Genomic DNA, 19302 nt, shown 5'->3' with positions numbered 1-19302 from the left:
CGATGTCAGCCAGTGCCAACTATTTGGACCAACCCCGCGCCGGGCGTTTGAATATCCAATACGCCCCTGTGGATGGCTCCGTGCCGGTCGAAAACCCGCCACGGTTCACATGGCTGCCTGTTGTCGATGACGAAGCCCGTTATGTGCTGCGTGTTGCCAGCGACGACAGCTACAAAGATGCCGTGGTCTTTTCCGATATACCGTTGAATTTCCTCACACCCGATCATGTGTTTGAGCCGGGTGACTATGTTTGGTCCTATGCGGAATGGGACGCCGAAACCAAAACCGCCGCGACCGAGTGGAGCGTAAATCGCCGCTTTTCTGTGACGGCGGACGCCACCCAAGTGCCCTTGGCCGGACGCACCAAACGTTATGCCAAATCCGATATGAGCCACCCGCGTCTATGGCTTGGGCCCAAAGAGTTGGCGAGCTTCAAAAAAGCCGTTGCCGCAGATGCAGATCACTGCACGTGGTCAACGTTCTACGAAAAATCCGTTGCACCGTGGATGGAACGTCCGGTGATGGATGAGCCAGCTGGCTACGAAAACCATCAACGGACCCCACCGGTTTGGCGTCAAACCTATATCGACTGCCAAGAATTGCTTTATGCGATCCGCCATCTCGCCGTAGGCGGCAAGGTTCTTGACGATCAAGCGCTTTTGGATCGCGCCAAAGACTGGTTGCTGGCCGCTGCTGATTGGGACCCAAATGGAACCACGTCGCGCGCCTATACCGACGAATGGGCGTTCCGTGTGACGTTGGCTTTGGGCTGGGGATACGATTGGTTGCATGATCAGCTAAGCGCCGAAGAGCGTGACAAAGTCCGCACCGCTTTGTTGGTCCGCACGCGTGAGATCGCCGAACACATCATAGACCACGCCAACATCCATCTCTTCCCCTACGATAGCCACGCAGTGCGGGCCGTTTCGGCGGTTTTGGTGCCCTGTTGCATTGCCATGCTGGACGAAGAACCCGAGGCGCGTGAGTGGCTGGATTACTCAATCGAATTCCTCTCGACCGTCTATACCCCATGGGGCGATGAGCAGGGCGGTTGGGCTGAGGGGCCGCATTATTGGATGACCGGTCAGGCCTATCTAATTGACGCAGCGAACCTTCTCAAAGCCTTTACCGGCTATGATCTTTATGAGCGCCCGTTCTTTCAGAAAACCGGTGACATGCCGCTTTATACCAAAGCGCCCGACACCCGCCGCGCGACCTTTGGCGACGATAGCACCATGGGTGATCTGCCCTGTCTCAAGATCGGCTATAACCTGCGCCAATACGCCGGTGTGACCGGCAACGGGGCCTATCAATGGTACTATGACGAGATCAAACGCAACGATCCCGGCACCGAGATGGCGTTCTATAATTGGGGTTGGTGGGACTTCAATTTCGATGAAATGGCCTATCAACAACAATGGCCGATGATCGAGGCACAAGCCCCGTCAAAAGAGGATCAGCTGCGCTGGTTCAAAGGGATCGGTTGGGTCGCAATCCAACACAAGATGGATGTGCCGGATGAGCATGTTCAATTTGTGTTCAAAGCCTCGCCGTTCGGCTCGATCAGCCACTCCCATGGTGATCAGAACGCGTTTTGCCTCGCGGCTTATGGCGAAGATCTGGCCATTCAATCCGGGCATTACGTGGCCTTTAATAGTTCGATGCACCAGAAATGGCGCCGTCAGACGATCTCAAAAAATGCCATTATGATCAATGGCAAAGGGCAATATGCGGATCGCGACAAAGCCAAGCAGATGCAATCAACCGGGCAAATCCTAGCGGCAGAGCAACGTGACGGCCATGTCTATATGAAGGGTGAGGCCACAGCGGCTTACAAGCTGCTTTCGCCCGAAGTGACACGGGTCGAGCGCGAAGTATATTTCGTCAACGACAGCTACTTTGTCTTTGTCGATACGATTGACGCCGATGAACCTGTCACCATTGATTTCCGTTTGCACGCAAATGGACCGTTCCAGCTTGGCAAAGGGTCCTTCCGCTATACCGGCGAAAAGGCCGGGTTCTATGGCGAAGTGTTGTGGTCCGAAGGTGGCAAGCCCGAGATCACGCAGGAAACCGGTTTCCCAGGTGTGGATATGTCCGAGGTCGAGGGGCTACCAATTTCGACTTGCATGACCGCCAGCTACCCGGCCGCAAAACGCCACCGCATTGCGACGCTGCTGGTGCCGTACCGCAAAACCGATCCGAAACGGATTTTCCATTTCCTCGATGATCAGGGCTATGACTGCGATCTGTATTTCACCGATGCGGATGAAAACAGCTTCAAGGTTGTCGTTCAAAAATTGGCCAAGGCCTAACCCACAGGACGGTGGGGATGCCACTCGCCACAACAGACAAGAGCCCGATGCGGCCGACTAAACAGGAGAAATACAAATGACTATGCAGGGTAAAACCGCGATTGTAACAGGCGGTGGCCGCGATATCGGGCGTGCTTGTGTGATGGAATTGGCCGCTCAGGGTGCGAATGTTGTGATCAACTATCACTCAAGCTCGGCCGGTGCCGATTCCGCCGTGGAAGAGATCAAGGCCGCCGGGGGCAGTGCCATTGCCCTTCAGGGTGACATGACCTCTGAGACAGACGTCAAAGCATTGGTTGCTGCGACGGTCGAGGCCTTTGGCAAAGTCGATAGCCTGATCCACGTCACCGGTGGTTTGGTGGCCCGTGTGCCGATGTCCGAAATGACGCTTGAGCATTGGCACACCGTCATGAATCTCAACACCACCTCCTTGATGCTGGCCGTGCGCGAATGCCTGCCGCATATGGGGGAAGGTAGCTCGATTGTGACACTGGCGTCGCAGGCCGGTCGTGATGGCGGTGGCCCGGGTGCGTCGGCCTATGGTGCCTCCAAGGGCGCGGTGATGACCCTGACACGTGGCTTGGCCAAGGAACTCGGTCCAAAAATCCGCGTTAACGGTATTTGCCCTGGCATGATCAACACCGACTTCCACAACACGTTCACCAAGCCCGAAGTGCGCAGCCACGTGGCCAACATCACACCGCTAAAGCGTGAAGGCAATTCCGACGAAGTCGCCAAGCTGGCGGTTTATCTGGCGTCGGACGGGGCGTCTTTCATCACCGGCACCAATGTGGATATCAACGGCGGCATGCTGTTTTCCTAAGTTTCTAGGGTCCTCCACTGGGCGCAAGTGCATCTTCTGCCTTGCGCCCTTTTATATAGCACTGCCATAGGGTTGCTCATGTCTGTCACGTCTTCCCGTTCGATCCTCACCTATTTCTCCTGGGCCTTTGCCTTTACCGCCTTGGGCCTTCTTCTAAGCCTTTGGGTCGGTTGGAGCTTTACCGGCACTGTGCAAGGCATGTGGTCGGTATTTTTCATCTGCCTAGTGCTGTCGATATTGGAAATCTCGCTGTCCTTTGACAATGCGGTGGTGAACGCCAACATCCTGAAACGAATGGACCCGGTTTGGCAAAAGCGGTTTTTGACATGGGGTATTCTGATCGCGGTCTTCGGAATGCGGATCGTTTTCCCTGTGATGGTTGTGAGCATCGCAGCAGGCACCGGGCCAATCGAGGCGCTGAAACTGGCCGTGAACAACCCGGATCGCTACGCCGAAATCATGCATGTCGCGCATCCAAAAATCGCCGCGTTTGGCGGGGCGTTTTTGTTGATGGTGGCGCTGTCGTTTTTCTTTGATCCTGACAAGGACGAACATTGGTTTGGGCCTATTGAACGCGGCTGTACGCGCTGTTCGGTAATGCGCGGTGTCGAGGCGGCTCTGGCCCTCGTGATCATATTGATCGTGGCGACGCTCTATCCCGATGGCGCGCGCGCCGAGTTCGTGACCATGGCGCTATATGGCATGATGACCTTCTTTGCGGTCGAGTTTTTGGGCCGGATGTTGGATAGCAATCAGGCCGGTCTTACCTCTGGCAAAGCCGGGCTTGGGGCGTTCTTGTACCTTGAGGTCTTGGATGCCAGTTTCAGTTTTGATGGGGTGATCGGGGCGTTTGCCCTGTCGCAAAACCTCTTTGTCATCGCCATCGGGCTTGGCATTGGCGCGATGTATGTGCGGTCGATGACCATCGCCTTGGTCGAACGCGAAGTCCTATCCGAGTTCCGCTTTCTCGAACACGGCGCTTTCTACGCGATCTTGGTTCTGGCGGTGATCATGTTCATCCAACCGCTGATGCATATCCCCGAAGTCATCACCGGATTAATCGGTGTCGTGCTGATTGGTGCCGCCTTGAAGTCCTCCTACAAGGGCCGCAGCACGGCCTAACAAAGGGGAGCCAAACTGGCAGCCTAGAAGGCATGGAAAGAGGCCTCTGTCTTGCAAACGCAGAAAAGGTCCACTTTGAGCCCATCTTGTCCGATGCTGCAACTTGCACAAACGGCGGCTTCCCCAGATATTGGATAAGGCCGACATGTGATAGCCCGCGACTAAAGACCTTGCTTCAGAGGAGAGACCGCTTGGACTTCCTAATAAATTCAGCCGGGGTATTAGTTATACCTATGGTGATGTTTTCCTTTGCGCGCTGCGTCGCACGCGACGAATACAGGGAATTGCGATCCAGTGGGCAAAAACTCAACCTCAATCTGCACAACCTTCGATCTGCTTACCGACGCAAACACGATGATCCCTTACGCGATCCACACATAAAGCTTGCAAGGATAGGCTTTGCTCACTGGTTCGCCATTCTTGCGGGTTTCTCCATAGTCTTGGCCATCGGGATCGTCTTGGAAGTGCTTCAAAGAAGTGTGCCTTAACTCGACTAGCGCTGGTCTTGAGCACCTAAACAGACCTTTAGAGTTACACATCCAAAGGCAGCTCCGTCCGCAGTACAGACATTGCCAATGGACAAAAAAGCCTCCGAGAAACCCTCGGAGGCTTTTGATTTGGTTTGCCTAGGGGCCAAGCAGGCCCACTAACCAATGTAGCGCAACCGGGACTTAGGCCTGCAGCGATTTAACCACCAAATCACCTTCTTCGCGGGCTTTCATCGCCAATGCAGCGGCGTGGGCACCGGCACCTGTGGTGAAGTATGGAATCTTGTCATAAAGCGCGACCGAGCGGATTTCGCGGCTATCTGAGACCGAGGCGTTGCCTTCGGTGGTGTTCATCACCAATTGAATGCCGCCGTCTTTCATCAGGTCGACAATGTTCGGACGCCCTTCATAGACCTTTTTGGTGGTGTCACAGGCAATGCCCTGATCGCCAAGGAAGGCCGCGGTGCCCGAGGTGGCAACAATCTTGAAGCCAAGATCAACCAATGTCTGCGCGGTTTCCACCAGCTGCGGTGTCTTGTCGTCATCTTTGATCGAGAAGAACACAGCGCCGCTTTCGGGAAGCATGGTTCCGGCCCCCATCTGCGCCTTGAGAAAGGCACGTGGGAAGGAACGATCCCACCCCATGACTTCGCCGGTTGAACGCATCTCTGGCCCAAGGATGGTGTCAACACCGGGGAAACGCGCGAAAGGCAGAACCGCTTCTTTGACGCTAAACCACGGCATGTTCGGGTCGGCCAATGTCATCGGATCGGCTAGCGGCAGATCGGTGTCATAGTCGGCGTTTTCCGGATAGGGCGCACGCATCGGGAAGGCGGCAAGCTTTTCACCGGCCATAACACGCGCCGCAATCGAGGCAATCGCGCTGTCGGTGGCTTTGGCGACAAAGGGAACGGTCCGCGAGGCGCGTGGGTTCACTTCGATCAGGTAGATCTCATCGTCTTTGATCGCGAACTGGATGTTCATCAAACCAACCACGTTTAGCGCTTTGGCCAAGGCCACTGTTTGACGTTTCACTTCGGCCAGAGTGTCATCCGAGAGCGAGTACGGCGGCAAGGAACAGGCGCTATCACCCGAGTGCACACCGGCCTCTTCGATGTGTTGCATGATGCCCGCGACATGCACATCGGTGCCGTCACAAATCGCATCAACGTCCAATTCGACCGCGCCGGACAGGTAGCTATCAAGTAGAACCGGGCTGTCGCCGGACACAACCACCGCCTCGGCGATGTAGCGTTCGAGCTGAGCCATATCGCGCACGATTTCCATGGCACGACCACCCAAAACATAAGACGGGCGGATCACCAGCGGGAAACCAATGTCTTCTGCAATCGCAAGGGCTTGGGCGTCGGTAGATGCGATGCCGTTATGTGGTTGCTTCAGATTCAATTGATTGACCAAGGCCTGAAAACGTTCGCGGTCTTCGGCAAGGTCAATCGCATCGGGCGTGGTGCCAAGGATCGGAATGCCTTCGGCTTCCAAGGCGTTGGCCAATTTCAACGGGGTTTGCCCACCAAACTGTACAATTACGCCGTGCAATGTACCGTTTTCCTGCTCAACGCGCAGGATTTCCATGACGTTTTCAAAGGTCAGCGGCTCAAAGTACAAGCGATCCGAGGTGTCATAATCAGTCGACACGGTTTCGGGGTTACAGTTGATCATGATGGTTTCATAACCGGCATCCGAAAGCGCAAAACAGGCGTGACAGCAGCAATAATCGAACTCGATCCCTTGGCCGATCCGGTTTGGACCGCCACCCAGAACGACAACTTTTTTGCGATCCGATGGCCGCGCTTCGCATTCCACTTCGCCCATCATCGGCTCTTCGTAGGTGGAATACATGTAAGGCGTCTGCGCCTCGAATTCAGCGGCGCAGGTGTCGATGCGTTTGAAGACGGCGGTGACACCTTCTTTGATACGACGATCACGAATGTCTTTCTCGCTAAACCCAGTCAGTTTGGCCAGACGTGCATCGGTAAAACCAAGCATCTTAAGCTCACGAAGACCGGCTTCGTCATTGGGTAGCCCGTCGGCTTTGACTTGCTCTTCGGCCTCAATGATTTCGCGGATTCGATCAAGGAACCATGGGTCAAAGGCGGTGACGTTGTGGATTTCGTCATTGGTCAGACCATGGCGCATCGCCTGGGCGATGGTGCGCATCCGATCCGGGGTTTGTTCGCTGATGGCTTTGACCACGGCGGCTTTGTCTGGTGCGCCTTCGATCTCGACCTCATCAAACCCAGTCAGGCCAGATTCCATCGAGGCAAGCGCCTTTTGCAGCGATTCATGGATGGTGCGGCCGATGGCCATGGCTTCGCCGACCGATTTCATCGCGGTGGTCAGGTAGGGTTTGGAGCCAGGGAATTTCTCAAAGGCGAATTTCGGGATCTTGGTGACAACGTAGTCGATCGACGGTTCAAACGACGCCGGGGTGACCTTAGTAATGTCATTGTCCAGCTCGTCGAGCGTATAGCCAACCGCCAGCTTGGCGGCGATTTTCGCAATCGGGAAACCGGTCGCCTTGGAGGCCAACGCCGAAGAGCGCGACACCCGTGGGTTCATTTCGATCACAACCATGCGGCCATCGGCAGGGTTTACCGCCCATTGAACGTTGGACCCACCGGTTTCAACACCGATTTCGCGTAGAACGTTGATGCTATGCGTGCGCATGATCTGGTATTCTTTGTCGGTGAGGGTCAGGGCAGGGGCCACGGTGATCGAATCGCCGGTGTGCACGCCCATCGGATCGATGTTCTCAATCGCACAAACGATAATGGCGTTGTCGGCTTTGTCGCGCACAACCTCCATCTCGTATTCTTTCCAGCCCAAAAGGCTCTGGTCGACAAGAATCTGGTTCACCGGGCTGGCATCCATACCTGTGCGACAGAAATGGATGTAATCTTCGCGGTTGTATGCGACGCCACCACCTGTGCCGCCCATGGTAAAGGCCGGGCGGATAATCGCAGGAAGGCCAATGCCATCCAATTCATCCAACGCGATCTGAACACCGGCATCGAGATCGGTCACACCTGCGTCGGATTTCGGGGCGGTTACAATGGTTGCCTTTGGGTTTTCAATACCCAAACGGTCCATCGCCTCGCGGAACAATTTACGATCTTCTGCCATTTCAATGGCATCGCGGGTCGCGCCGATCATCTCGACACCAAATTCTTCAAGTACACCCATTTCTTCGAGCGCCAAGGAGGTGTTCAAACCGGTCTGACCGCCCATAGTCGGCAACAACGCGTCGGGGCGTTCTTTTTCGATGATCTTGGCAACAACTTCGGGTGTGATTGGCTCGATATAGGTTGCGTCGGCCATGTTCGGATCGGTCATGATCGTCGCTGGGTTCGAGTTGACCAAAACCACGCGGTAGCCTTCTTCACGCAACGCTTTACAGGCCTGGGCACCGGAATAATCGAATTCGCAGGCCTGCCCAATCACAATTGGCCCAGCCCCGATGATCATGATCGACTGGATGTCGGTTCTCTTCGGCATGGTGCACCTCTTGTTTGTTTGGCGGATGTGTCTGGCAAAAAGGCGCCCCCAAGCGCCCAAATTGTCGTGGGTTATAGGCAGTGAGCGAAAAGGTGCAAGGGGTATCGGAAACGAAGGTGGATTTGCCGCTTTCCGGGCTTTCGTTTTGGGCAAAAACCCCTATATCGCTGGCTTGAAATGCGAGGGCGATGATGAAAATCAGATTTGATCACGGGCCAGATGGCACATCGCTTGGTTTTTTTAACCCGGTTCAGGTCATTCGCGCCGACTCACCCGGCGATGTTGCCGCCGCGATGACCGCCTTGGAAGATGCCCAAAAGGCCGGGCTATGGATTGCAGGATTCGCGAGTTACGAGCTTGGCTATGTGTTGGAGCCGAAGTTGGCCGACCGAATGCCAAGCGGCCGCGGGGTCCCGTTGATGTGCTTTGGTGTTTTTGACCAGCCTTCTGATTGGGCGCTACCAAAACCTGCTGGTGAAATTGGCGGTCCCGATCCGAGCTGGACCCAAGCCGAATACAAAAAACGCTTTGACCGCGTGCACGCCGCCATTGGGGCCGGGGATATATATCAGGCCAACCTGACCTTTCCGTTGACGCTTAAGGTTGGCGGCGACACTCCTGCTCTTTTTTCTGCCCTGACGGATCGTCAGCCCGTGTCCTATGGCGCATTAGTTCATGTGCCGGGCCTACCGAATATTTTGTCTCGATCCCCGGAATTGTTTTTCCGAACCGACGCGCATGGCAAGATCGAAACACGCCCGATGAAGGGAACAATCGCCCGCGATCCCGATCCGATTGAGGATGCGCGGCGCAAGGTCTGGCTGGCGCAAGACGAAAAGAACTGCGCCGAAAACCTGATGATCGTTGATTTGCTGCGCAATGACATCAGCCGCGTTTCCCTTCCCGGTTCTGTTAAGGTGCCCGAGTTGTTCAAGGTCGAAAGCTATACAACCGTTCATCAAATGGTGTCGTTGGTTCAGGCCCAGCTCAAGCCCAAGACCACTTTGCCCGACATCCTAAGGGCGCTGTTCCCCTGTGGCTCTGTAACGGGTGCGCCTAAAATTCGTGCCATGGAAATTCTGTCCGAATTGGAAGCCGGACCGCGTGACATCTATTGTGGCTCGATTGGTTGGATGGCCCCCGATGGCAGTAGTGAATTCAACGTCGCGATCCGCACCTTGCTGGTTGAAAACGGGGTCGCGACCCTGAATGTGGGGGGAGGCGTGGTTTGGGATAGCACCGCCAACGCCGAATATGAGGAAGCGTTATGGAAAGCCCGCTTTGCCCAGTTGAGCCCGAGTTTCGCCTGATCGAGACCTTTGGCTATCACCCCGGCACGGGGTTTGTGCGTCTTGACCTACATCTGGCACGTTTGGCGCGCTCTGCCCATGCGTTCGGCATCTTGTTTGACTCGCAATCAGTACGCGAGTTGCTCCAAGACAAAGGGGGAGAAACTGCCCTTCGCTGTCGGCTAACGTTGGCGCGTGATGGCGCCTTGGACCTGACAACCGCGCCTTTGGCCGAAAACCCGCCTGCGTGGCGGCTCCAAATTAACAGTGCTCGGCTAGATAGCACCGACCCATGGCTGCGCCACAAAACAACTCGGCGTGCGCTTTATGACAAGGCCCGCGCCGCCCTGCCAAAAGGCATAGATGAGCTTTTGTTTCTCAACGAACGGGATGAGCTTTGCGAAGGCACGATCACCAACCTTTTTGTCACCACGCAAGACGGCCTACGGCTTACCCCGCCCCTAACGTCCGGCCTCCTCCCCGGTATTTTGCGCCAATCGCTCTTGGCCGAGGGTGACTATCAAGAAGGAACGCTTACCTTGTCGGACCTGCGCCACGCGCAATCTATCTTTGTTGGCAATTCTCTACGCGGGCTGATCATGTCCACGCTCTAACGCCTTTTCATCTTGTCAAACAAACCCCGGGGAAGGCTGCTTGCAGATGCCCTTGCCCACTCAAACCCCTATAAACCGCCGACAACGCGACGCATCCCTTGACTTTAGCGCCCACAAACGGTGTATCGGCCAACAAGCGCCAGTTATGGCGATATCCAGACAAAATGACATCCGCCCGAAGGGATAGAACAGATGCACGCCTATCGCAGCCATACCTGCGCCGACCTGACCAAAGCCAATGTCGGTGACACCGTCCGCCTTTCCGGTTGGGTGCATCGCGTCCGAGATCACGGTGGCGTTCTTTTCATCGACTTGCGCGACCACTACGGCATCACTCAAGTCATCGCCGATGGCGACAGCCCGGCCTTTGCCGATCTGGAAAAGGTCCGCTCCGAATGGTGTATCCGCATCGACGGCAACGTGCTGGCGCGGGACGAGAGCCTGATCAACCCCAACCTGCCAACCGGCGAAATCGAAGTCTTTGTTCGTGAACTCGAAGTGCTGGGTTCCGCTGCTGAGCTACCGCTCATGGTCTTTGGCGATCAGGAATACCCTGAGGAAACCCGTCTCAAGTACCGCTATCTCGACCTGCGTCGCGATGTGATGCAAAAGTCGATGGCCCTGCGCTCTGATGTTGTGTCCTCGATGCGCAAACGCATGTGGGATTTGAACTTCCGCGAATTCCAGACGCCGATCATCACCGCGTCCTCGCCCGAAGGTGCGCGCGACTTCCTCGTGCCATCGCGTCAACAGCCAGGCAAGTTCTATGCGCTGCCACAGGCCCCGCAGCAGTTCAAACAGCTGATCATGGTTTCGGGCTTTGATAAATACTTCCAGATCGCGCCATGTTTCCGCGACGAAGACCCACGCGCCGATCGCTCGCCCACCGATTTCTATCAGCTCGACCTAGAGATGAGCTTTGTTGAGCAGCAAGACATCTTTGACACCATCGCGCCCGTTTTGGCCGGGGTGTTTGAAGAGTTCGGCGAAGGCAAAAAGGTTGATGCGCCACACGAGTGGCCGCAGATTTCCTATCGTGATGCCGCCAAATGGTACGGCAGCGACAAGCCAGACCTGCGCAACCCGATCAAAATGCAGGATTGTTCCGAACACTTCCGCGGCTCCGGCTTTGCGATTTTTGCCAAGTTGTTGGAGCAAGAGGGCACCGAAGTTCGCGCCATTCCTGCGCCAACCGGCGGCGGGCGCAAATTCTGTGACCGGATGAACAAATTTGCGCAAGGCGAAGGTCTGCCCGGCATGGGCTACATCTTCTGGCGTGAAAAAACCGCTGACTCTGTGGCGCAGGAACTGGGCATCAAAGTCAAAGAAGCCCAAGCCAAGATCAAATCCGGCGAAGTCGAAGTCGGCATGGAAGCTGCCGGTCCGCTCGCCAAAAACATCGGCCCCGAGCGCACCGAAGCCATCCGCCAACAGCTTGGCCTTGGCATTGGCGATGCGGCGTTCTTCTTGGGCGGCAAACCCAAAGCCTTTGAAAAAATCGCAGGTAAAGCCCGTGATGTGATCGGCACTGAGTTGAACCTGCTCGACAAAGATCGCTTTGCCTTTGCCTGGATTGTCGACTTCCCGATCTACGAACAAGACGAAGACACCGGCAAGATCGATTTCGAACACAACCCGTTTTCGATGCCCCAAGGTGGTGCCGAAGCGCTTGAGGGCAACCCGCTCGACGTGTTGGGCTATCAGTACGATTTGGCCTGTAATGGGTACGAATTGGTCTCGGGCGCGATCCGGAACCACAGACCGGAAATCATGTACAAAGCGTTCGAGATCGCCGGTTATGGCAAAGAAGAGGTCGAGAGCCGTTTTGGTGCCTTGGTCAACGCGTTCCAATACGGTGCCCCGCCCCACGGTGGCTGTGCCGCTGGGATCGACCGGATCGTGATGTTGCTGGCGGATCAGCAAAACATCCGCGAAGTCATGATGTTCCCAATGAACCAACGTGCCGAAGATCTCATGATGAACGCGCCGAGCGATCCGCAATCTGATCAGTTGATGGAACTGGGCCTACGCGTCATTCCGCAGGATCAATAACCTCATTTTGGCAACCAATCGCCAATGACTCGACATGACACGAGAAGGCCGGTGCAATCGCATCGGCCTTTTCTTATTGTCGGGTTCAGGAACAAAACGAGCGAGCCATTTATGTCTTTCGATCCAATCCTTGCCGAAATTCGTTTCGGGTGCGGGTTATCGCCAAACATTGCACCGAGTGAGAGTGTAGGTGAATTTTTGGCCGGATTGGACCGCCCTGACGAGATGGCCGATCGTTTCCCGATCGAAAGCTTTCCCGAGTTCCGCTTGCGCATGGTCAAACGTGAAGAGCTCCAAAAAGAGTTTCGCAAAAATCGCGGTACGGATGCCGGGGAAACCCTACGCAAAGAGATACGGTTGCTAAAAAAGCAAGCCCGGTTGGATCATTGGACGTGGATGGCGTCACACGTCTTGCGGCGCACCCATTCTCAGACACCGTTCAAAGAAAGAATTGAAGGGTTTTGGGCGGATCATTTCACCACAGCGGGCAAAGCCGGGGTCATCCGTCGCGGTGTGTCCCCCTTTGTCGAAAGCGCCATTCGCCCAAATATGTCGGGAAATTTCAGTGACTTGCTGATTGCGAGTGTGACCCATCCGTTGATGGTTCACTACCTTGATCAAGATCGCTCGGCCGGGCCAAATTCGCGTCAAGCCAAGAAAAAACCGGGCAAATTTGGACTGAACGAAAACCTTGCACGAGAAATTCTGGAACTGCACACGCTTGGGGTTGATGGTCCCTATACTCAGGGTGACGTGCGTGAGTTGGCAGAGCTTTTGACTGGCCTGACCTTTAAGGCCAACAAAGGGCGACATTTCCAAAAGAGCCTCGCGGAACCGGGTGAAGAAATAGTTTTGGGGACGTCTTATGGTGGCGACAAACCGCATATTCGTGACATCCATGTTGTGTTGCGCGACCTTGCCGTGCACCCGGCGACGGCCCGGCATATGGCTACCAAACTAGCAACGCATTTTGTATCTGATCGCCCTGATCCCGATTTGGTTGCGGCGATTGAGCGGGTTTGGCGCGACAGCGATGGGGAACTGAGCGTCGTTTACGAAGCCATGCTGCGCCATCCAATGGCCTGGACGGATCGCAATCCGAATTTTAAGCAGCCTTTTGAGTTTGTGAGCTCGGCTGCAAGGGCCTTGAACGTCCATCCAAGAACGGTGCAGTCGCTCACCGAAAAGAAGATGCGGCAACGGTTTTTTGACCCTTTGCGCCTGATGGGGCATATCTGGCAAAGGCCCAGCGGCCCGGATGGATTGGACGAAGACGACAGCGCTTGGATCACGCCTCAAGGGATGGCGGCGCGGCTACAATGGGCGGTGATTGTGCCAAGCCTTTTGGTGCCGCAACTACCTGATCCGCGTGAGTTCGTTAAAACGGCCTTGGGGTCGCGGGCCAATGACACTGTGCGTTTCGCCGCCGGTGCCGCCGAAAGCCGCGCAGACGGCATTGGGCTTGTGCTCATTTCTCCTGCCTTTCAAAGGACATAAGTCATGGATCGTCGATCATTTCTAAGCCGTTCGGTCGCCTTGGGGTGCTCTTTGGCGGCAAGTCCCTTGCTAACGCCGGTAAGTTTTGCGTCGGCCCCCGGCGACAAGCGGTTGGTGGTGATCATTCTGCGCGGCGGCATGGATGGGATGGGAGCGGTGGCCCCCTATGGTGATGCGGGATTTTCGGGTTTGCGGGGGCCTCTCACCCTTGGTGATGAGGGTTACATAGATTTGGACGGCTTTTTCGCCATGCATGGGGCGCTACGCCCGTTGTTGCCCTTGTGGCAAGATCAACAACTTGGCTTTGTGCATGCGGTTTCAACGCCCTACCGGGACAAGCGTAGCCATTTTGACGGTCAAGATTTGCTAGAGGCGGGCGGTTTCTCGCTTCAGGATGGCAAGGTCCGGGATGGGTGGCTTAACCGGATGATGGGGCATATGTCGGGGCAAAATGCAGAAATGGCTTATGCCATCGGGAGCGATCCGTTGAACATTTTGGGCGGTGCGCAAACCGTCCAGCGGTGGTCGCCCGATGTTGATTTGGCCCTTAGCTCACAAGCAATCCGTTTGGCGCAATTGGTGACTAAGGATGATCCGGCCATGTCAGCGGCCTTGGCCGAGGGGCTACGGTTAGCGGATTCCGATGGCGATGCGGTGGCGGTTGAAGGGGGCATGCAAGACATGATGTCGATGTTGCAAGACAATGCAGCAGCCGGACGCGGAACCAGCTATGAAACCCGCGTGGCGAAATTTGCCGCCGGACGATTGCGCAAAGACGCACGCATCGCGTCTTTCTCACTGAACGGCTGGGACACGCACGCCAACCAAGGGCGTGTTTTGGCCCGATCTCTATCAGCTTTGTCTGATGTAATCCTTACTTTGAAGTCAGAGCTCAAAGGCCCGGCGTGGAAGCGCACGGCTGTCGTGGCGATAACCGAATTTGGCCGAACAGCACGTTTCAACGGGTCTAAGGGAACGGATCACGGCACCGGTGGGGCCATGGTGTTGGCAGGGGGGGCCATTCGCGGTGGCCGTGTTCATGCCGATTGGCCCGGCCTTAACGAAGCAGATCTCTTTCAGCGGCGCGATTTGATGCCGACACGTGATTTGCGTGCCTATACCGGATGGTTGATCCGCGATTTGTTCGGATTGCCATCAGGGGCCGTTGAGCGGGATATTTTCCCCCAGCTCGATTTGGGGGATGACCCGAACTTGCTTCTCTAGCTGGTGCTACATAGCGATCCTATCGGTCATACGATCCTGAACCAGAGCGGCGACTTTGGCCAAATCCGATTGCAAAGGGCGTCCAGATTGGCGCGCTTGTGCCAAATCTTCTGCGGCTTTTTGTAGAATGCCATCGCCGGCGCTACGCGCGACACCGGTCAAAAACTGGGTCACATAGGCCAGCGATCGATCATCTTCGCGGTCATCCAATACGTCGGCTGCATGGGCCATGTCATCGCGGTACGCCAGAGGATCGGGTAGAACCGGATCGTCGCTTACAAGGCGTGGGCCATTGGGTTGGCGTTCAAGCGGCAAGGCCGAGATGATGGCGTTTTGAAACGCGACAACAGATGAAATCGGTTTGGCAAGAAACCCATCCGCGCCCGCGGCCAAGGCGACCTCTTCGGCAAAGCTATCGCCGCTTGTTCCAAGGATAACTTCGACCCGTGGGCAGGCAATGGAGAGTTCGGAAATCAGCTCGGCCCCTGATCCATCAGGCAGGCCAAGATCGATAATCACCACGCTTGGGCGATACACCTGCAAATGGCGCCGTGCCGATTTCAAGCAATCGGCGCGGCGAATGCGTGCGCCGGATCGCAGGCACAAAAGACGCATCGCGTCACAGGCAAAGCGGCTGTCTTCTACAACTAGAATCGTTAATCCAAGTAGCGGCCGTGTGGCAGTTGGCCGTAGGTGTGTGTGCATTAGGTCATCGTCGTCCATGATCCCCTCCTGAGGTGCGAGTCGTTACACAGGATTCATCAATGCTGGTGAACAAGCGGTTAAAGGCCGCAGGGTTTGGACATCTGCTTGCCCCTTTTGTGGCGTCCGGGCCATAACGCAAGGCGACGACAGGACTGGGAGAGAAACATGATTGGACGTTTGAACCACGTTGCCATCGCGGTGCCGGATCTACAGGCCGCCGCAGATCAATATCGCAATGCTTTGGGGGCCAAAGTTGGCGACCCGCAAGATGAACCCGACCACGGCGTGACCGTGATTTTCATCGAATTGCCCAATACCAAGATTGAGCTGCTTTACCCGCTGGGTGAAGGCAGCCCTATTCAGGGGTTCCTTGACAAGAATCCAGCAGGCGGCATCCATCATATTTGCTATGAGGTTGATGATATCATTGCCGCGCGGGATCATCTAACCGAAACCGGTGCACGGGTTCTTGGAACCGGTGAGCCCAAAATTGGTGCGCACGGCAAGCCTGTTTTGTTCCTGCACCCCAAAGACTTTAACGGCTGCCTCGTGGAGCTGGAGCAGGTCTGATGGGGATCACCTCAGGTCTCGTTCTATACGCTGTCTTCTGGTTCATGACGTTTCTCGTCGTGATTCCGATCCGGCTAAAAACTCAAGGTGAATCCGGTGAGATTGTGCCCGGCACGCATGCCGGTAGCCCACAGGAACACAACCTTAAGCGCAAGGCGTGGATCACCACAGGTATCGCCTTTGTCATATGGGCGATTGTGGCCACGGTCATTCTTACCGAGACTATTACGGTCGATGACATTGCCCAGTGGACCAAGTTCGAAAACCGCGGCGGATAAGAGGAAAGGGGGCGCTAATTTGCGCCCCTATTTGTTCAGACGGTGAAAGATGTGGGTAAAGGTTGCGGCACCCAAAACCGGAATGAACAGGTTCACCAGCGGAATCGATAGTGGCATTGCCATCAACACCCCGGCGGCCCAGATCGTTACCATGTGACGTTTGCGAAGCTTCGTGGCTTCGACCCGGCCAACCCGGCGAATGGCGGCCAGTGTAAAGTATTCGCGGCCCAGCAAGAACCCGTTCAACGCCCAAAAGATAAACGGCGCAAGCGGGGCAAAGACCATATACAAGATCAGTGCCACAAGGTTGGCGGCAATCATCACACCAAGAAAGCTCGCCGTGTCGCGCAATCCGTCTGACATGCTGACTTCGCTGGCGGGTGGCAAGCCGGGATAGTGGCGATCCTCGACCGCTTGGGCAACATCATCCAAAAAGATCGATGTGATGGCCGAGGCAACAGGCACCATCAGGAAGACCGACAAGATGATCATCAAGGGTACCATGGCCCAGCTGAGCACATTGTCGAGCCACTGAACTTCGCCGATCCACGGCAGGGAGACGGCGTCGCCGACAAAGAAACCGACACCCCAGATGAACAGGCTTGAGATCGCGAACAAGATGGCAATCGCCAAACCCACGCCGCGCAGCAAAACCGAGCGGAAGCGTTTGTCGCTCATCTGGGCGATGGCGGAGAGAAAAGCACTGATAATCATTCGTCTACCCAAGTGGTAATGGCATCAAGGTCAGGGCGAGGCCGCTCTGGTGGGGCGAATTTTTCGGTGCCGATATGCAAGAAACCGGCAATACGTTCATTGGTCGAAAGGCCCAGTTCACCTTCAATGAATGTTCGGTCATGAGAGGCCCAACCAGAGAGCCAATTGGCCCCCCAGCCATCCGCCAAGGCGGCATTGAGCAAGGCAAGACAAACGGCACCGGCTGAGTAGCTTTGTTCAATGGCCGGGACTTTGGGGCTTTCTTTTTGACTTTCGATCACAGCGACGCACAAAGGGCTATCGGCAAAGGCGGCTTGCGCTTTGGCAATGTCTTCGGGCGATTTGCCAAGACGCGCGCCACAGGCGGGCACGGCACCGGCCAGCCGTTGCAAGGCCGCATCGCGCAAGACGACAAACCGCCAAGGTTCTAGCTTGCCGTGGTCCGGGCTTCGTGCCGCAGCAGTCAGCAAACGTTTCAACCGCGCGTCGTCCGGAGCGGGGGCCAATAGCGTTTTGGCAGGGCGAGACCGGCGGGTCAGCAGGAAATCAAGGGCTTGGGGGTTTGGGCTCGGCATGGTCTCTCCTGTTGTCGCTGTGCATATGTCAGGGCTAACGGGCTAGGTTTCAACCGCCAAAGTTGCGCAAATCGGCCGAGGTTGGTAGCCAGTCCCCATGCGCTTGCCCGATTTGACCGATCTCGCCCTTTCAGAAACCACCATTGCGGTGCGTGTCACGCCCAAAGCATCGCGTAACGCAATCGAACGCAAGGGCGGTGAAATGCGCATTTATGTGACCACGGTTCCCGAGAATGGCAAAGCCAACGCAGCGGTGATCAAGCTTTTGGCCAAGGCGCTGGGCGTACCAAAATCACGCCTGTCACTGATCCGTGGAGAGACCTCGCGGGACAAGGTTATTCGGATCGACTAAGGGTTATCTTCGTCCTTAGGACGTGTGTAAACACCTTCGGGCAAGGACACGGCCGCCACCAGATCGCGCATTTGCGAAATCGATAACGTCACCTTTTGCGTTTCTTCGGTGCGCGGATCATATTGTTCAACCGTTACGCATTCCTCAAACGAAGAGACAATCACATCCTCTTGCAAGGGCTTTGCCCCTTCATCCACAAGCGTAACGACCGTGGCGTCGAATTCGTGTTCAATACTAAACATGATGGAATGGTAACCGTGTTCGGAGCAGGGCGGAACTAGAAAACCGCCGGTCACTGTCAATTGAAGGCTCAGGGGTGGCCCTTGCAACATTCGCCGCCTATGGTCACCTCAACCAAATGGGGCCCATGATGACGCGACTATTGCCTTTGATTTTTATATTGCTGTCGGCTTGCGCGACGGTGTCCGTCCCGTCATCCGGTCCTGTGGCCGGACCCGCACAAACCACGCAAACTCCACAAACAAAGCCAATTGATCCAGAGATTCAGAGGCAAGCCGCCCGTGCTGCACGTCAGTTTGTGCAGGTTGTACAAACGGTAGAACCGGTTGCAGAGCGTGAATGCCGCAAGGCCGTTGGACGTGGAAATTGCGATTTTCAGATCGTTGTTGATGATCGCCCAGATCAGGCACCAAACGCCTTTCAAACCGTTGACCGGTTTGGCCGTCCCATCCTTGCTTTCAATCTTGCGCTGATCACATCCGTGCGAAATGCTGATGAACTGGCCTTTATTATGGGCCACGAGGCGGCGCACCATATCCTTAAGCATCTCGAACGCACCCGGGAAACCGCAACTTACGGGGCGGTTGTTTTGTCGGGGATTGCGGCGCTTGGCGGGGCTGATCCGGAAACGGTGCGCAACGCGGAACAACTGGGCGCGGCAATTGGGGCGCGGTCGTTTTCAAAAGAGTTTGAGCTAGAAGCGGACCGGTTGGGCACAGTGATTGCGGCAAAGTCGGGCTACGATCCAATCCGCGGTTCCGAATTCTTTACGCGCATTCCCGACCCTGGCAATGAGTTCCTGGGAACCCATCCGCCGAACGCGGCTCGTCGTCAAACCGTCCGCGATGCGGCGGCTGCGATGTAGCGGTTTGTCCTTGGTCAATTGGCGGTTCCTTGCCGCGTTGACCTGTATCAAGGCGTTTTTCAT

The 19302-nt window shown here is 55.8% G+C and carries 17 protein-coding genes; 12 read left to right on the top strand and 5 right to left on the bottom strand.

The window, feature by feature from the left end; translation table 11 throughout:
• Positions 1–2 precede the first annotated feature (2 nt).
• From Q1A43_RS13060 to Q1A43_RS13050, 3 genes are all read left to right on the top strand, one after another.
• The gene (locus Q1A43_RS13060; RefSeq protein WP_299935818.1) at positions 3–2315 is read left to right on the top strand and encodes a DUF4962 domain-containing protein; all 2313 of its coding nucleotides are present in this window, start codon (positions 3–5) and stop codon (positions 2313–2315) included.
• A gap of 76 nt (positions 2316–2391) precedes the next feature.
• Positions 2392–3138: an SDR family NAD(P)-dependent oxidoreductase gene (locus Q1A43_RS13055; RefSeq protein WP_299935817.1), complete on the top strand. Its 747-nt coding sequence runs from the start codon at positions 2392–2394 to the stop codon at positions 3136–3138.
• Between the two features lie 78 nt (positions 3139–3216).
• Positions 3217–4260, top strand: coding sequence for a DUF475 domain-containing protein (locus Q1A43_RS13050; protein ID WP_299935815.1), 1044 nt, complete (start codon positions 3217–3219; stop codon positions 4258–4260).
• A 671-nt stretch (positions 4261–4931) separates the two neighbouring features.
• On the opposite strand, the gene carB is transcribed toward Q1A43_RS13050, so the two are convergent.
• The gene (gene carB, locus Q1A43_RS13045; RefSeq protein WP_299935813.1) at positions 4932–8264 is read right to left on the bottom strand and encodes a carbamoyl-phosphate synthase large subunit; all 3333 of its coding nucleotides are present in this window, start codon (positions 8262–8264) and stop codon (positions 4932–4934) included.
• A 191-nt stretch (positions 8265–8455) separates the two neighbouring features.
• On the opposite strand from carB, the gene Q1A43_RS13040 reads away from it, so the two are divergent.
• From Q1A43_RS13040 to Q1A43_RS13020, 5 genes are all read left to right on the top strand, one after another.
• The gene (locus Q1A43_RS13040) at positions 8456–9574 is read left to right on the top strand and encodes an aminodeoxychorismate synthase component I (RefSeq protein ID WP_299936037.1); all 1119 of its coding nucleotides are present in this window, start codon (positions 8456–8458) and stop codon (positions 9572–9574) included.
• Entirely contained in the window at positions 9532–10167 is a 636-nt protein-coding gene (locus tag Q1A43_RS13035; protein ID WP_299935810.1) for an aminotransferase class IV family protein, read from the top strand. Before Q1A43_RS13040 ends, Q1A43_RS13035 begins: the two co-directional genes overlap by 43 nt.
• A 192-nt stretch (positions 10168–10359) precedes the next feature.
• Positions 10360–12219: an aspartate--tRNA ligase gene (aspS, locus tag Q1A43_RS13030; protein ID WP_299935808.1), complete on the top strand. Its 1860-nt coding sequence runs from the start codon at positions 10360–10362 to the stop codon at positions 12217–12219.
• 111 nt (positions 12220–12330) lie between these two features.
• Positions 12331–13716: a DUF1800 domain-containing protein gene (locus Q1A43_RS13025; RefSeq protein ID WP_299935806.1), complete on the top strand. Its 1386-nt coding sequence runs from the start codon at positions 12331–12333 to the stop codon at positions 13714–13716.
• A gap of 3 nt (positions 13717–13719) precedes the next feature.
• On the top strand, positions 13720–14940 hold the full coding sequence (locus tag Q1A43_RS13020; RefSeq protein WP_299935803.1) for a DUF1501 domain-containing protein: 1221 nt from the start codon (positions 13720–13722) through the stop codon (positions 14938–14940).
• Positions 14941–14946: 6 nt separating this feature from the next.
• On the opposite strand, the gene Q1A43_RS13015 is transcribed toward Q1A43_RS13020, so the two are convergent.
• On the bottom strand, positions 14947–15663 hold the full coding sequence (locus tag Q1A43_RS13015; protein WP_299926713.1) for a response regulator: 717 nt from the start codon (positions 15661–15663) through the stop codon (positions 14947–14949).
• A 147-nt stretch (positions 15664–15810) separates the two neighbouring features.
• Between Q1A43_RS13015 and mce the strand changes: the two genes are divergently transcribed.
• Both mce and Q1A43_RS13005 read left to right on the top strand, forming a co-directional pair.
• Complete coding sequence (gene mce, locus Q1A43_RS13010; RefSeq protein ID WP_299935801.1) at positions 15811–16215, top strand: methylmalonyl-CoA epimerase; 405 nt, start codon at positions 15811–15813, stop codon at positions 16213–16215.
• Positions 16215–16493 (top strand): DUF1467 family protein, encoded by a 279-nt coding sequence (locus Q1A43_RS13005; RefSeq protein ID WP_299935799.1) that lies wholly within the window; start codon positions 16215–16217, stop codon positions 16491–16493. The genes mce and Q1A43_RS13005 overlap by 1 nt, the downstream gene beginning before the upstream one ends.
• Before the next feature lie 27 nt (positions 16494–16520).
• Here Q1A43_RS13005 and Q1A43_RS13000 read toward each other — a convergent pair whose 3' ends face one another.
• Both Q1A43_RS13000 and Q1A43_RS12995 read right to left on the bottom strand, forming a co-directional pair.
• The gene (locus tag Q1A43_RS13000) at positions 16521–17207 is read right to left on the bottom strand and encodes an EI24 domain-containing protein (protein WP_299935796.1); all 687 of its coding nucleotides are present in this window, start codon (positions 17205–17207) and stop codon (positions 16521–16523) included.
• The gene (locus tag Q1A43_RS12995; RefSeq protein ID WP_299926700.1) at positions 17204–17782 is read right to left on the bottom strand and encodes a nitroreductase; all 579 of its coding nucleotides are present in this window, start codon (positions 17780–17782) and stop codon (positions 17204–17206) included. The genes Q1A43_RS13000 and Q1A43_RS12995 overlap by 4 nt, the downstream gene beginning before the upstream one ends.
• 97 nt (positions 17783–17879) lie before the next feature.
• Between Q1A43_RS12995 and Q1A43_RS12990 the strand changes: the two genes are divergently transcribed.
• On the top strand, positions 17880–18134 hold the full coding sequence (locus Q1A43_RS12990) for a DUF167 domain-containing protein (protein ID WP_299935793.1): 255 nt from the start codon (positions 17880–17882) through the stop codon (positions 18132–18134).
• Here Q1A43_RS12990 and Q1A43_RS12985 read toward each other — a convergent pair.
• Positions 18131–18376 carry a hypothetical protein gene (locus Q1A43_RS12985; RefSeq protein WP_299926694.1) on the bottom strand — a complete coding sequence of 82 codons (246 nt, stop codon included), beginning with the start codon at positions 18374–18376 and terminating at the stop codon, positions 18131–18133. The genes Q1A43_RS12990 and Q1A43_RS12985 overlap by 4 nt on opposite strands.
• Positions 18377–18504: 128 nt before the next feature.
• Here Q1A43_RS12985 and Q1A43_RS12980 point away from each other — a divergent pair, with 128 nt between their 5' ends.
• Entirely contained in the window at positions 18505–19239 is a 735-nt protein-coding gene (locus Q1A43_RS12980; protein WP_299936034.1) for a M48 family metallopeptidase, read from the top strand.
• Positions 19240–19302: the final 63 nt, after the last annotated feature.

Origin of the sequence: uncultured Pelagimonas sp., assembly GCF_947498515.1 — a bacterium.
Lineage (GTDB): Bacteria > Pseudomonadota > Alphaproteobacteria > Rhodobacterales > Rhodobacteraceae > Pelagimonas.
This window is presented reverse-complemented; position numbering and strand designations above follow the sequence as displayed.

Bases quoted from the DNA above. Each gene is read 5' to 3' on its own strand.
- Q1A43_RS13060 (WP_299935818.1), top strand. From the start codon at position 3: ATGTCAGCCAGTGCCAACTATTTGGACCAACCCCGCGCCGGGCGTTTG.
- Q1A43_RS13055 (WP_299935817.1), top strand. From the start codon at position 2,392: ATGACTATGCAGGGTAAAACCGCGATTGTAACAGGCGGTGGCCGCGAT.
- Q1A43_RS13050 (WP_299935815.1), top strand. From the start codon at position 3,217: ATGTCTGTCACGTCTTCCCGTTCGATCCTCACCTATTTCTCCTGGGCC.
- carB (WP_299935813.1), bottom strand. From the start codon at position 8,264: ATGCCGAAGAGAACCGACATCCAGTCGATCATGATCATCGGGGCTGGG.
- Q1A43_RS13040 (WP_299936037.1), top strand. From the start codon at position 8,456: ATGAAAATCAGATTTGATCACGGGCCAGATGGCACATCGCTTGGTTTT.
- Q1A43_RS13035 (WP_299935810.1), top strand. From the start codon at position 9,532: ATGGAAAGCCCGCTTTGCCCAGTTGAGCCCGAGTTTCGCCTGATCGAG.
- aspS (WP_299935808.1), top strand. From the start codon at position 10,360: ATGCACGCCTATCGCAGCCATACCTGCGCCGACCTGACCAAAGCCAAT.
- Q1A43_RS13025 (WP_299935806.1), top strand. From the start codon at position 12,331: ATGTCTTTCGATCCAATCCTTGCCGAAATTCGTTTCGGGTGCGGGTTA.
- Q1A43_RS13020 (WP_299935803.1), top strand. From the start codon at position 13,720: ATGGATCGTCGATCATTTCTAAGCCGTTCGGTCGCCTTGGGGTGCTCT.
- Q1A43_RS13015 (WP_299926713.1), bottom strand. From the start codon at position 15,663: ATGGACGACGATGACCTAATGCACACACACCTACGGCCAACTGCCACA.
- mce (WP_299935801.1), top strand. From the start codon at position 15,811: ATGATTGGACGTTTGAACCACGTTGCCATCGCGGTGCCGGATCTACAG.
- Q1A43_RS13005 (WP_299935799.1), top strand. From the start codon at position 16,215: ATGGGGATCACCTCAGGTCTCGTTCTATACGCTGTCTTCTGGTTCATG.
- Q1A43_RS13000 (WP_299935796.1), bottom strand. From the start codon at position 17,207: ATGATTATCAGTGCTTTTCTCTCCGCCATCGCCCAGATGAGCGACAAA.
- Q1A43_RS12995 (WP_299926700.1), bottom strand. From the start codon at position 17,782: ATGCCGAGCCCAAACCCCCAAGCCCTTGATTTCCTGCTGACCCGCCGG.
- Q1A43_RS12990 (WP_299935793.1), top strand. From the start codon at position 17,880: ATGCGCTTGCCCGATTTGACCGATCTCGCCCTTTCAGAAACCACCATT.
- Q1A43_RS12985 (WP_299926694.1), bottom strand. From the start codon at position 18,376: ATGTTTAGTATTGAACACGAATTCGACGCCACGGTCGTTACGCTTGTG.
- Q1A43_RS12980 (WP_299936034.1), top strand. From the start codon at position 18,505: ATGACGCGACTATTGCCTTTGATTTTTATATTGCTGTCGGCTTGCGCG.